This is a genomic window from Gammaproteobacteria bacterium (assembly GCA_024235095.1).
Classification (GTDB): domain Bacteria; phylum Pseudomonadota; class Gammaproteobacteria; order Competibacterales; family Competibacteraceae; genus UBA2383.
In genome coordinates this window covers 536,246-549,246 of the sequence record JACKNC010000001.1, presented here as the reverse complement: position 1 = coordinate 549,246, position 13,001 = coordinate 536,246, and the positions used below count along the sequence as shown (strand labels likewise).

The window sequence follows — 13,001 nt, the reverse complement described above, 5'->3', positions numbered from 1 at the left end:
GCGCTTTGAATCAGATGGACTATATTACCGGTCGCTGTGAATTGAGCAAGATTGGATATCTTGGCCTTCTTGCAGCGGCCAGTTGCAAGCGCCCTCGACGACCTTCACTCCAGCGCCGCGCCGGCAGGCCCGCTCACTCAATGTCCGCCGCCACGCCCGCGCGCCCGGTACGCCATGAAACAGTCCCAAAGTATGCCGGGTTATGCAGTGCAATGGCGTTCCCTGCCGCAGCTGTCTCTCTATATAAGGAAGCAGCGCTTCAATGATCTGATGACGACTCGGCGGCGGCGCATCCGAACCGAAAAACCGCGCATCTACCCCGGCCAGCCAATACGGGTTCTCATAAGCCGCTCGCCCGATCATCACCCCATCGACTTGCCGCAACTGTTCCGCAATCTGATCCAGGGTCCTCAATCCTCCATTTAACACGATCGTCAGTCCGGGAAAATCCTGTTTCAGGCGATGCACAACCCCATAACGCAGGGGCGGAATTTCCCGGTTTTCCCTGGGACTTAAACCCTGTAGCCAAGCCTTGCGCGCATGAATGATAAAGACCTGACAACCGCCTGTCGCTATCTGACCGACAAAATCCGCCAACTCCTCATAGGAGTCTCGTCTGTCAATACCGATCCGGGTCTTCACTGTGATAGGTAGCTCCACTGCCGCCCGCATCGCCGCGACGCACTCCGTGACCAAAGCCGGCTCTGCCATCAGACAGGCGCCAAATCGGCCGGATTGCACCCGGTCGCTAGGACAGCCGACATTCAGATTAACTTCATCGTAACCCCAATCCGCTGCAATCCTTGCGCACTGCGCCAATTCATCGGGATCGCTGCCGCCCAATTGCAGGGCCAAGGGATGTTCAGCCGGGTCATAAGCCAGTATACGTTGCCGATCGCCGTGCAACACCGCACCGGTCGTCGTCATCTCGGTGTAAAGCACTATCCGACGGCTGAGCAGCCGCAAAAAAAACCGACAATGTCGATCCGTCCAATCGAGCATAGGGGCAATCGAGATCAGACGGTTTAACATGATTTCTGCCCGGACTGCTCACGCAACGCCTCAACGGCTTCCCGGATCAATGCCGGCCCTCGATAAATTAGACCCGTATAAATCTGTACCAGACGGGCGCCCGCCGCAATCTTGGCCGCTGCATCGGCCCCGCTCAGAATGCCGCCAGCAGCAATGATTGGCAGCTCGCCGCCGAGAATGTTCGCTAATTGCCGGACGACTTCGGTAGAGCGCGCCATCAAAGGCGCACCGCTCAGACCACCCGTTTCCTCGGAGTCAGGTAGGTGCTCGACTCCAACGCGGGAAAAAGTCGTATTAGTGGCAATCACCGCATCCATTCGATGACGGAGCAACGCCTGCCCTACGGTGGCCAAGTCTACATCGGCCAGATCCGGCGCAATTTTTATCGCCAAGGGGACATAACGACCATAGCGATCCGCCAGGCGCTGCTGTTCCGCTTTCAAAGCGGCCAACAACCGGTTAAGCGCCGCGCCATACTGCAGATCGCGCAAGCCGGGGGTATTGGGTGAAGAAATGTTGACGGCGACGTAACTGGCCCAGGAATAGACCTTGCGCAGACCGATCAAATAATCCTCGGTTGCCTGTTCAACAGGCGTATCGGCATTCTTGCCAATGTTGATTCCCAGCACGCCCTTGAAATGGGTCCGCTGCGCCTGTTCCACTAAATAATCAACGCCCCGGTTATTGAAACCCATGCGGTTGATCAATGCTTGGGCCTTTGGCAACCGGAACATGCGAGGTTTCGGGTTGCCGGGCTGCGGACGAGGCGTCACGGTTCCGATCTCAATAAAGCCGAAGCCCAGCGCTTCCCAGGTCCTGATGCACTCACCGTTCTTGTCCAGACCTGCCGCTAACCCGACTGGATTTGGAAAGTGTAGTCCCATTACCTGCAGCGGCGCGGCGGGAACGCGGCGCATGAAGAATGTTTTCAGAGGAAACGGGGGCGTGATACGCAAAAAAATGCTCATCCACTGGTGAGCATTTTCAGGATCAAGTTGAAACAATAGCGTGCGCAGAAAATGATAAGACATTGAAATTCTCAACTTAAGTAACAAAAGTAATCAATAACAACGGTTGCCAAATCCCGGACTTGGTGTAACCAGGAAAATTTTTGTTGAGTAAATAGTATTCATTATTCCGAATGTTTTGTAATATTATGCTCAGTAATGGTTTCATGCATGGTCAATGAAGCGATTTGGCTTGTATGACGAGCTAAAATGAGTATACGCCTGGTTGTGAGGCAGTTTGAAATCCGCGCTCATTATGGCAGTATATTTTTGATTTAAAAATAAATATCGGACGAAAAGCCGATATATTTCATTCGACCTCTACGCGATAATTGTCGATTTTGCGTGACTGTCAAAATGACCAAAAGGGCAACCTTCATGAGACTTCAAGGTCGAGACCCCTACAGACAATGACAAAGAGCAGGTAAATACGATGCGCAAGCTTCTAATTCTGAGCACGGGAACAGTTGAGGAGACGCTACTCCAAAAGATTGCGGCGGCTGACTGGGAAATCTATTGGGCCGACGAAGTCACCCCAGCTAGAGCCTTGTTGACGGAACATCAGTTCGAAGTCGGACTGGGCATCCTGTTCAGCTGTGAATCCGAGCGATCCATTCAATGGCTGACTGATCTGATCCTGGCCCGTCGCAAGATGCAATGGGTGCTGGCTTTATCTCGCCAATGCATTGATCGCAAGCAGCTTTCCAGTATCGTCACCGAACGCTGCTACGATTACCATACGTTGCCGGTTGACGCGCAACGCCTCGTCGTTACCCTGGGACATGCCTACGGTATGGCCACTCTAGGCGAGAGCACCCTTCGGCAACAGCACGAGCTGGAATCACAATACGGAATGATTGGCAACAGCGCCGTCATGCAAACGCTGTTTCGCGGGATTCAGAAAGCCGCGGAGGTCGATGTGCCGGTGCTGATTACCGGCGAGAGCGGCACCGGCAAGGAGCAGACCGCCCGTTCCATCCATGATTATTCAGCCCGGGCGGTGTCGCCGTTCGCGGTGATGAACTGTGCAGCCCTGGCGCCGAACCTGATTCAATCCGAACTGTTCGGACATGAGAAAGGCGCGTTCCCTGGCGCCAACGAACGTCATGTTGGTCTGATGGAATCGGCGAATGGCGGCACGGTGTTTCTGGACGAAATCGGCGACTTGGCTCCAGAACTGCAAGCGAATCTGTTGCGGTTTCTGGAAGAGAAGAAAATTCGCCGGGTGGGCGGCACCAAGCCGATTCCCAGCGATGTCCGGCTGATTACCGCAACCAACACCAATCTCGAACAATCCGTGCAGGAAGGCCGGTTTCGCGAGGATTTATATTATCGGCTGAATGTATTGCACTTGCGCACGCCTGCCCTGCGCGAGCGCAAGGCTGATGTCGAACTCCTGTCCCGGCACTTCTTCACCAAGTTTTCCGCAGAAACGCGCACCTCAGCCAAAGGGTTCAGCCGCGATGCACTGGAAGTGATCAATCGCTATGATTGGCCAGGCAACGTTCGGGATTTGATGAATCGGATTCGCCGTGCGGTGTTGTTGAGCGAAGGTCCCTACATCGTTCCCACTGATCTGGAGCTGGAGCGGCGCACTGACATTCGCGAGTTTGTGACCCTGGATGAAGCGCGGATGGCGGCGGATCGCGACGTGATACAAGCAACCTTGTTGCGGACGCGCTTTAACATTGCCCGCGCTGCGCAAGAGCTAGGTGTGTCGCGCATGACCCTCTACCGCTTGATGGAGAAATACGATATCCGGCGGGATAGTATGTGACATTCGATCCGAAAGCCTTTCTCAGAACCCTGACCACCTTGCCCGGCGTCTATCGGATGCTGGGCGAAGATGGCCAGATGCTCTATGTCGGCAAGGCCCGCAATCTTAAACAGCGGGTTTCCAGTTATTTCCGGGAAAACCAGACCTCGGCTAAAATCCGGAGTCTGGTTTCACAGATTCATGCCATTGAAGTTACGGTGACCCACACCGAGGTCGAGGCGCTGATTCTGGAAAGCGTGTTGATCAAGAAATTGCAGCCTCGCTACAATATCCTGCTGCGCGACGATAAGGGTTACCCCTACATACATGTTTCCGCCGACGCATTTCCCCGTTTGTCGCTATATCGTGGCGCCAAACGCAGTCCAGGTCGGTATTTCGGACCCTATCCCAACGCCAACGCCGTGCGCGATACACTAGATCTGCTGCAGAAAATCTTTCGCTTGCGTTCGTGCGAAGACAGTTTTTTCCGCGCCCGCGCACGTCCCTGCCTGCAATACCAGATCAAGCGTTGCACCGCGCCCTGCGTGGGTTTGGTTAGCAACGAGGCTTACGAGCGCCAGTTGCATGACGCTGTATTGTTCCTGGAAGGTCGCAGCGGTCAGGTGATTGAAGACTTGGCGCAGCGTATGGAAACGCTGGCGGCTGAATTGAAATTCGAAGAAGCGGCGCGCTGTCGCGATCAGATTATTGAGTTGCGACGCATTCAACAGCGCCAGCATGTCGAAGGGGAACGCGGCGATCTGGATGTCGTGGCTTGCGCGTTGTGCGATGGCGCAGCCTGCGTACAAGTTTTTGTGTTTCGCGAGGGTCGTTTGCTGGGCAACCGAGCCTTTTTTCCGACGTTGCCGGAAAATGAGGAACCCGGCGCCATCCTGAGCGCCTTTCTAGGGCAGTATTATCTGGACAAGGTTATTCCCGCCGAGGTGCTACTGAGCCATGAACCGCTGGATGCGCCACTGCTCGCGCAGGCGCTCCAGGAGCGGGCAGGCCGACGAGTTGCGCTTATTCCGCATCCACGCGGCGAGCGGGCGCGTTGGCTGGAACTGGCGCAGCGCAACGCCGAACAGGCGTTGGCCGCGCAGTGGGCCAGTCAGGCGGGAATGCGCCGCCGTTTAGCGGCGTTGCAGGAAGCGCTGAGCGTCGATCATGCACTGTCGCGCCTGGAATGCTTTGACATCAGCCATACCCGTGGCGAGGCAATGGTTGCCGCCTGCGTCGTTTTTGGCGCCGAAGGTCCCCTCAAGGCGGATTATCGCCGCTACAATATTGAAGGAATCGCGCCCGGCGATGATTACGCAGCCTTGCGTCAGGCCCTGACCCGGCGTTATTCCCGATTGCTTGAGGAAAATGGACGCTTACCTGATATTCTTTTTGTGGACGGAGGCAAGGGACAATTAACCGAGGCGGGTGAAATGCTGGAAGAGCTGCAAATAGCGGGGGTCATGCCGGTCGGTATCGCCAAGGGGCCGGAGCGTAAACCGGGCCTAGAGACGCTCTATCTGTTCAATGAACGCCGTCCGGTGATTTTATCCGCCGACTCGATTGCCCTGCATCTGGTTCAACAAATCCGCGATGAAGCGCATCGCTTTGCAGTCACCGGTCATCGTCAGCGGCGCGCCAAAGCACGGACTGGGTCGGCGCTGGATGATATTTCCGGGATTGGTCCCCGCCGGCGACAAGCCTTGTTGAGACAATTCGGCGGCGTGAAACAGATGACGCAAGCTGGCATCGAGGATCTTTCCCGGGTAGAGGGCATTAGTGCGGAGTTGGCTCAGCGGATTTATGACGCCTTCCATGGCGATGGTTGATCGTGCGTTGAATTATGCGATTGAATCTGCCGACTTTATTAACGCTGTTGCGCATTGCCCTGATTCCGGTATTCGTCGGCGTCTTTTTCCTGTCGTTTCGCGGCGCCAATCTGCTTTGCACCGCCCTGTTTGGGTTGGCGGCGCTGACTGACTGGCTGGATGGCTATCTGGCGCGGCGCTGGAATCAGACCTCAGCGTTTGGCGCGTTTCTCGATCCAGTTGCCGACAAGCTGATGGTGACGACAGCGCTGGTGTTGTTGGTGCAAGCGATTCCGACGCCATTGATGGCGATTGCGGCGGCAGTGATCATTGGGCGGGAAATCGCTATTTCGGCGCTGCGGGAGTGGATGGCGCAGATTGGCGATCATGGGCGGGTCGCGGTCTCCATGATCGGCAAGTTCAAGACTACTGCGCAAATGGTGGCAGTGTTGCTGTTGTTGTATCGGGAGCCGGTCGGATTGTTTCCGACACTCAAAGCAGGGCTGGGTTTGCTGGTGGTTGCTGCAGTGTTGACGCTATGGTCGATGTTCCATTATCTGGCGGCGGCCTGGCCAGCGTTTCGGCGGCAATAGGGGCTTGACAGGCCATTTTTTCAGGATAAAATGCCCGATCTACGTAGCGGGAATAGCTCAGTTGGTAGAGCACAACCTTGCCAAGGTTGGGGTCGCGAGTTCGAGTCTCGTTTCCCGCTCCAAATTTCCAGGCCTCGATTCTTCGGGGTTTTTTTATCGTCCGGGAATGGACCGGAATGCCCATTCAGGCTAGGTGGCAGAGTGGTTATGCAGCGGCCTGCAAAGCCGTGGACGCCGGTTCGATTCCGACCCTAGCCTCCATTACAGGATTTAACACGGTTTAAGGAAGTCCAATGACCCGCTCAAACGCGGGTTTTTTCATGCCTTTAGCGTCCAATGACGTTTAACCTGTCTCATAGCATCCAACCTAAAAAGCGGGGTAGAAACCGGGGCAGCGTTCCAATATCTTAACCCGCTACCCCAAGGTTCTCGGGTTCTCTTTCAGTTCGGCCTGAATCAGTTTCCGGCGATGTTCCTGGCTCAATGGCGCATCAATCCAGGATAATCCATACTCGTTTAACCCCGTAAATTGGGCGCTTATTGGGCAAGTTCTAGCATGATACCGTAAAGGATGGCGTCCCCAAGGGGATTCGAACCCCTGTTATCGCCGTGAAAGGGCGATGTCCTAGGCCTCTAGACGATGGGGACGTGGAGGTGAGAATAAGAAAACAAACCGTCATCGCAATGACGGCTGATTTGGTGGAGCCAGACGGGATCGAACCGACGACCTCCTGCATGCCATGCAGGCGCTCTCCCAGCTGAGCTATGGCCCCTTTAAATCGAAGACAGCTATTCTAAAAAACTTCTGGGTGCTCGTCAATCCCCATTCAATCATTCAATCATTCAATTAATTCCCGCCAGTCCGTTGGCCAATAGACCCCAAGGCCCGCGCAACTCGCGCCAGGGTTTTTGACCGACCCAATAACTTCAAAGTCACATCGATCGGCGGCGACACTGCAGCACCCGATACCGCGACCCGCAACGGCTGCGCTACCTTACCCAGCGCTAGTCCGCAGGTTTCGGCAACCTGTTTGACGGCTTCATGAATGTCCCCAGCCCGCCATTCCGGCAAAGCCGCCAGCGTCTCATGCATCTGCCGCAAAGGCGCCTCGGCAGCGACAGTCAGATTTTTGCTGGCGGCTTTCGCATCGTAATCTGCAAAGTCTCGATACAAAAACAACGCCGCTTGCGCCATATCTTTCAGCGTATCAGAACGCTCAGCGAACGCGGCTACTACCTCAGTTAAATGCGGCCCTTCACTCGGATCAACGCCCAATTGACCGATCTGCCAGCTTAAATGCCGGGCAACATGCACCGGATCCAGCGTCTTCAAGTAATGCTTATTCAGCCAGATCAGTTTGGATGGATTGATCGCCGAGGGCGCCTTGTTGCAGTGGCTCAGATCAAAAAGCTCAATCATCTCGTCCAGTGAGAAAATTTCCTGATCGCCGTGGGACCAGCCCAGACGCACCAGATAATTCAACACCGCTTCCGGAAGATAACCCAGGTCGCGATATTCCATCACGCTGGCCGCGCCATGCCGTTTGGACAATTTTTGGCCGTCCGGCCCCTGAATCATCGGCACATGGCCGTATTGGGGAATGGGCGCACCCAATGCTCTGAGAATGTTAATTTGTCGCGGCGTATTGTTAATGTGATCATCACCGCGAATGACATGAGTGATGCCCATATCCATGTCATCCACCACCACGCAGAAGTTGTAGGTCGGCGTGCCGTCGGCGCGAGCGATAATCAGATCATCGAGTTCGGCATTCTTGAATACGATATTGCCGCGAATTAAATCTTCGACCACGACCTCGCCCTCCAGGGGATTTCTGAAGCGCACTACCGGCTCCACCCCCTCGCGGGGCGGCCCCTGATAATTGCGATAGCGACCGTCATAGCGCGGCTTTTCCTTACGAATCATTTGCTCGCTGCGCAATGCTTCCAATTCTTCCCGTGTGCAGTAGCAGTAATAAGCCAGACCTTCGCGTAGCAAACCTTGCAACACCTCGCGGTAACGGTCAAAGCGTTGCGTCTGGTAGAACGGCCCCTCATCATAATCCAGTCCCAGCCAGTTCATACCTTCCAGAATGGCGTTGACCGCTTCCGGCGTGGAACGCTCCAGATCCGTATCCTCAATGCGCAGGACGAAAACGCCGCCGTGATGACGGGCATGCAACCAGGAAAACAGCGCCGTGCGCGCGCCGCCGATGTGCAGATACCCCGTGGGACTGGGGGCAAAACGGGTCTTGATCATTTTTTGATCTTCGTTTCTCAAAGCTTCTTCGACTTGACTGGTCGTTGCCAGTTTGTCACTTCCTTGCGCGGCGCGCGCGTCAGACACAGGCTGCCCTCCGGCACATCACGGCTGACGGATGACCCGGCGCCAATGGTCGCGCCCCGGCCAATTCGCACCGGGGCCACCAGCGAACTGTTAGAGCCGATAAAGGCGTCATCTTCGATGACCGTCTTGTGTTTGTTGGCGCCATCATAATTACAAGTGATAGTGCCGGCGCCGACGTTGACTCCGGCGCCAATCTCGGCATCTCCCAGATAAGTCAGATGGTTGACCTTGGAGCCGGGGCTGATATGGGTCTTCTTGGTCTCGACGAAATTGCCGATATGCACGCCCGCCGCCAGGCGGGTTTCCGGCCGCAGGCGAGCGAATGGCCCAATCTGTGAACCCGGCCCGACTTCCGCGCCGTCGATCCAGCAATGCGAGAGAATTTCCACATCGTCGCCGATGACCGCATCCTTCAATACGCAAAACGGCCCAATTTTGACTCGGTTGCCCAAACGCACCGTTCCCTCGAATACGACATTCACATCGATCACCACATCCCGTCCGGCCGCGAGAACGCCGCGCACATCGACTCGGGCTGGATCGAGCAAAGTTGCGCCCTCCTGCATCAGCTTTTCCGCCTGCCGGCGCTGGTAGTAACGCTCCAATTCGGCGAGTTGCCGGCGATCGTTGACACCCTGGACTTCAAGCGGGCCAGTCACCGTGAATGGCTCGACCGGCACGCCATCCCGCACAGCGAGCGCGATGATATCGGTTAAATAATACTCACCCTGTGCATTGTCGTTACGCAGCTCAGCAACCCAACTCCGCAACTTTGTAGTGGAAACCGCCAGAATCCCGGTATTGATCTCGGACAGGCAACGTTCTGAAGCAGTGGCGTCTTTCTCTTCGACAATGCGCTGGACCTGACCTTGATCATCACGGACGATGCGCCCATAGCCCGTCGGGCTATCCAATTCAGCTGTCAGCAGCGCCAGCCGACCTCGCCGGGCCTCATCGACCAGCGGCTGCAGGGTCTCAGACTGGATTAGGGGCACATCGCCATACAGCACCAACGTAATTCCCGCATCATCAAGCAGGGGCAGGGCCTGCGCCACCGCATGTCCGGTGCCCAGTCGTTCCACCTGTTCAACCCACAACAGATTAGGTTCGTCGGTAAAGGCAGCGCGCACCGCCTCACCGCCGTGTCCATACACGACAACCCGGGTGGCGGCGTTCTCAAGCTGGTGAGCGGCGGTCAGCACATGGGCTAATAGGGGACTGCCTCCCAAGCGGTGTAACACCTTGGGCAAATCCGACACCATTCGCTTGCCTTGCCCAGCGGCCAGAATCAACACTGAAAGCTGTTGCATGGGATAGTCTCTCCTGAAAATGGTACTTATTGTACAGAATGCGAATTAAGAGCTAACTAATATCCTTAAATATAAATATGTTACGTTACTCATCGAATTGCTGACGAAAATCCAGAAATCGGGTTTTCAACGAGTTGAGGATGAAGCTCTTAATTCGCATACAGAACGTCGTCCTTCAACAAAGGAATAACTCTGCGCGCATCGGAGTTTCTTTCAACGCAACCGGCGCAGCGTGTAAAAACCCGCGCCCAGGAACAACAGGGACGGCAGCATAGCGCCAACCAGGGGCGGATAACCATACAACAGCACCACATTGCCCAACATGTAGTTGAGCAGAAAAAACACTAACCCGAGCAAGAGTCCGATCAGCAAACGCTGTCCAGCGCCCGTCGAACGTTGGGGGCCAAATACAAAAGGCATCGCAATGACTAGCATCGCCAAATAAGCCAAAGGCGCCAGCAGCTTGCGCCACAGCGCCAGCCGATAGCTTTGCGCATCCAGGCCATTATCCTCCAGATAGTCGACATAGATTTGCAGATCGCGAATTGACAACTCGTCTGGATCAGCGGCCAGCACCTCCAGAATCTGTGGGCTGATCGCGGAAACAAAGACCTGGTGAGCCAAATGCTCGGTTAGCACCTTATCCTTCTCCAGAATACTGCGGTCAACGCCTTCCAACAGCCAGCGCCCGGATTGATAGCGCGCGCTCTCGGCATGCAGGATGCTTTGCAATCGGGCGTCCGCGCCGACATCGAACACATGGATATTCGCCAAACGGACACCCGGCAATACGCCCTGGACGTGAATGAACCGCTCGCCATCACGCGCCCAGAAACCGCGCCCGCCACGGATGGCCAGATTAGCGCCCTGGTCAACCGCGCGCTGCTCACGGGCAAATTGTTCCAGTGGCGGCGCAACAAACTCGCCGACGATTATGACCGCTAGACTCAACAACAATCCAGCTTGTAAGACCGACCCGGTCAACCGGGTCAGGGACAGGCCGGCGGCGCGCATCACAATCAGTTCGCTGCCACTGGCCAGTACGCCCATGCCGAGGAGAGCGCCCACAAGCAAAGCCATCGGGAATAATTCGTAAATGCGCTGGGGCTGGATTAACAGTAGATAGCGCAAAGCCGCTAGGAAGTGGTAATGGCCTTTGCCCACATCTTCCAGCTCCACCAGCAAGCTCAAAAAGAATTGCAGGAGCAGCAACGCCAGCAACGTCACCAGCGTTGCCGTGGCGACGGCCCGGAAGATGTAGCGATCAAGCCGATTCATGAAATTCTGGAGCGCTGTAGCAGGCGCAGCAACCGGCGCAGGATTTGGCCACCGACCTGATAATGCAACCATAATCCCAGGCCGAACAGCAAGAAAATCCCATGCACCCACCATAGGCCCAGACGCCCATCCACGACGCTATGGGTCAGCCAGGATTCGCCGACCCCGACTAGATTGAAGTGAATCGTATAGATCAGCATCGCTGCAACGATCCGCCCATAACGGCCTTCACGCGGATTGGCGCGAGCGAGCAACGGCGCCCACAAGGCGATCAGCAGCAACTGCATCGGGCTGTTCAGACGCATCTGCAACTCAGCAATATGTCCGGGTTCGCGAGAATGCAGTAATTTTTGCGTCGGCAAGGTCTCCCGGTGGCGCCACGTCTCGGTAGGCGATCGGGTATCAATACGCACCTTGGCTTGTTCGAAGCTGAGTAGATCATAATCGCTACGGCCCGGCGCACCCCGGTAACGATGACCCTGCTCCAGCACAATGTGGCGGATGCCTTGGCCATCGGTTTCCTGCCGACCCCGTTCACCCGTGGTAATGCTGAGTTCGCCGTTAGCTTCACGGGTCTGGATAAAAACGTCGCGCAGCTCACGCTCTTCAAGAGCGCCGATGTACACTACATGGCGGCCCTCCAGTACTTCACGAAAGGTTCCGGGTGTAAACATTGAAACTTCGGCTTCCTTGCGCGCCCGATTCAGCACTTCAAATTGCCATTCCATGGTGATCGGGGCTACGAACAGCGCCAGACCCGCTGTGAGTAAAGCCACCGGCGCCGCCAGCAGAAATACGGCGTGATAAACTGACAGTGGACCTTGACCACACGCCGCCAGCGCCGCCATTTCATGATCGCGGTACAACCGGCCCAGCGCTAGCATGACGCTCAACAGGAACGCCAATGGCATTAGGAAGATCAGCACCTCGATCAATTGCAGACTGAGCAGCAGGAAGATGGAATCCCGGGCCAGCAAACCGCTGGCGGCCTTGTTCAGATAGCCGGCCAGGCGATGGCTGAGGACAATGAGCAAGAGAACCGGCACTGTTGCCAGCAAGGTTAAACCGATCTCGCGGATCAAATAACGGTCGATGATCGAAGGCACGCTGGATAGTTTCCCCTGTCAGTGCAACGGGTGACGCACCGGCTTCTGGAATGAACGTCGATGGGTGAGGTGGAATTATACCCGGTTCAGACATCAGCGATCAGCCAGTTCTCGACAGCAAGTCCTGATACGCGGGAAAACCCACTCAAGTTATCCGTCACCAGGGTAAGCGTCAGGGCGCGGGCGTGCGCGGCGATGAGCAGATCGTTATGCCCAATGGGTTGTCCCGCTTTTTCCAGGGCGACGCGAATTTCCGCGTAGTGCGGCTCGACTCTCGCATCCAGGGGTAATACTTTGACTTGCGCCAGGAGTTTATCGACTTTGTCGATTAAACGCGGAGATCCTTTTTTGAGGGTGCCGTAGCGCAGTTCGCAGGCAACAATAACACTGGTGCAAAACGCCTCGCTATCCAGCGCCGCAACGCGCTCCGCCAGCCGGCTTACGGGATGCTTTATCAATGCCGATAACTGATTGGTGTCGAACAGATAGCGTGGCCTGTCCATGTCAAAAGATGTCCTCGGACTTGATGGGTGGATCTTCAATTTCGGGAAACTCCTCATCCTCAATCGTTTCCCAGGAGGCGAGGAGTTCAGCGATATTGTTGAATTTTCTGACAGGCTCCAGAACCAGGCGGTCGCCGTCCTTGCGGATGACGACTTCCTGGCCGGGCAATTCGAATTCGCGCGGAATGCGCACGGCCTGATTGCGGCCATTGCGGAACAGGCGGGCGCGGCGTTCGGCAGTGGAGGTAGACATGATCGTTT

The 13,001-nt window shown here is 55.9% G+C and carries 11 protein-coding genes and 4 tRNA genes; 5 read left to right on the top strand and 10 right to left on the bottom strand.

Going from position 1 to position 13,001, the window contains the following annotated elements; translation table 11 throughout:
• Positions 1-24: 24 nt before the first annotated feature.
• Both dusA and H6973_02320 read right to left on the bottom strand, forming a co-directional pair.
• Entirely contained in the window at positions 25-1,032 is a 1,008-nt protein-coding gene (dusA, locus tag H6973_02325; protein MCP5124495.1) for a tRNA dihydrouridine(20/20a) synthase DusA, read from the bottom strand.
• Positions 1,026-2,063: a quinone-dependent dihydroorotate dehydrogenase gene (locus tag H6973_02320; GenBank protein MCP5124494.1), complete on the bottom strand. Its 1,038-nt coding sequence runs from the start codon at positions 2,061-2,063 to the stop codon at positions 1,026-1,028. The genes dusA and H6973_02320 overlap by 7 nt, the downstream gene beginning before the upstream one ends.
• A gap of 409 nt (positions 2,064-2,472) precedes the next feature.
• On the opposite strand from H6973_02320, the gene H6973_02315 reads away from it, so the two are divergent.
• The 5 genes from H6973_02315 (at position 2,473) to H6973_02295 (ending at position 6,457) form a co-directional block, all read left to right on the top strand.
• The gene (locus H6973_02315; GenBank protein ID MCP5124493.1) at positions 2,473-3,816 is read left to right on the top strand and encodes a sigma-54-dependent Fis family transcriptional regulator; all 1,344 of its coding nucleotides are present in this window, start codon (positions 2,473-2,475) and stop codon (positions 3,814-3,816) included.
• Positions 3,813-5,624 (top strand): excinuclease ABC subunit UvrC, encoded by a 1,812-nt coding sequence (gene uvrC, locus H6973_02310; GenBank protein MCP5124492.1) that lies wholly within the window; start codon positions 3,813-3,815, stop codon positions 5,622-5,624. The genes H6973_02315 and uvrC overlap by 4 nt, the downstream gene beginning before the upstream one ends.
• Positions 5,625-5,638: 14 nt before the next feature.
• Positions 5,639-6,196 (top strand): CDP-diacylglycerol--glycerol-3-phosphate 3-phosphatidyltransferase, encoded by a 558-nt coding sequence (pgsA, locus tag H6973_02305; GenBank protein ID MCP5124491.1) that lies wholly within the window; start codon positions 5,639-5,641, stop codon positions 6,194-6,196.
• 46 nt (positions 6,197-6,242) lie between these two features.
• Positions 6,243-6,318: transfer RNA gene (locus tag H6973_02300), tRNA-Gly, on the top strand.
• 65 nt (positions 6,319-6,383) lie between these two features.
• Positions 6,384-6,457 (top strand) — tRNA-Cys (locus tag H6973_02295).
• A 311-nt stretch (positions 6,458-6,768) separates the two neighbouring features.
• Here the strand turns inward: H6973_02295 and H6973_02290 are convergent.
• From H6973_02290 to H6973_02255, 8 genes are all read right to left on the bottom strand, one after another.
• A tRNA-Glu gene (locus tag H6973_02290) sits at positions 6,769-6,844 on the bottom strand.
• 49 nt (positions 6,845-6,893) lie between these two features.
• Positions 6,894-6,969: transfer RNA gene (locus tag H6973_02285), tRNA-Ala, on the bottom strand.
• 74 nt (positions 6,970-7,043) lie between these two features.
• The gene (gltX, locus tag H6973_02280; protein MCP5124490.1) at positions 7,044-8,456 is read right to left on the bottom strand and encodes a glutamate--tRNA ligase; all 1,413 of its coding nucleotides are present in this window, start codon (positions 8,454-8,456) and stop codon (positions 7,044-7,046) included.
• Between the two features lie 17 nt (positions 8,457-8,473).
• Positions 8,474-9,853: a bifunctional UDP-N-acetylglucosamine diphosphorylase/glucosamine-1-phosphate N-acetyltransferase GlmU gene (gene glmU, locus H6973_02275; GenBank protein ID MCP5124489.1), complete on the bottom strand. Its 1,380-nt coding sequence runs from the start codon at positions 9,851-9,853 to the stop codon at positions 8,474-8,476.
• 213 nt (positions 9,854-10,066) lie between these two features.
• Positions 10,067-11,131: an LPS export ABC transporter permease LptG gene (lptG, locus tag H6973_02270; GenBank protein MCP5124488.1), complete on the bottom strand. Its 1,065-nt coding sequence runs from the start codon at positions 11,129-11,131 to the stop codon at positions 10,067-10,069.
• On the bottom strand, positions 11,128-12,237 hold the full coding sequence (gene lptF / locus H6973_02265; GenBank protein MCP5124487.1) for an LPS export ABC transporter permease LptF: 1,110 nt from the start codon (positions 12,235-12,237) through the stop codon (positions 11,128-11,130). The genes lptG and lptF overlap by 4 nt, the downstream gene beginning before the upstream one ends.
• 86 nt (positions 12,238-12,323) lie before the next feature.
• Complete coding sequence (locus H6973_02260) at positions 12,324-12,740, bottom strand: type II toxin-antitoxin system VapC family toxin (GenBank protein MCP5124486.1); 417 nt, start codon at positions 12,738-12,740, stop codon at positions 12,324-12,326.
• Position 12,741: 1 nt separating this feature from the next.
• Positions 12,742-12,993, bottom strand: coding sequence for an AbrB/MazE/SpoVT family DNA-binding domain-containing protein (locus tag H6973_02255; GenBank protein MCP5124485.1), 252 nt, complete (start codon positions 12,991-12,993; stop codon positions 12,742-12,744).
• Positions 12,994-13,001 lie beyond the last annotated feature (8 nt).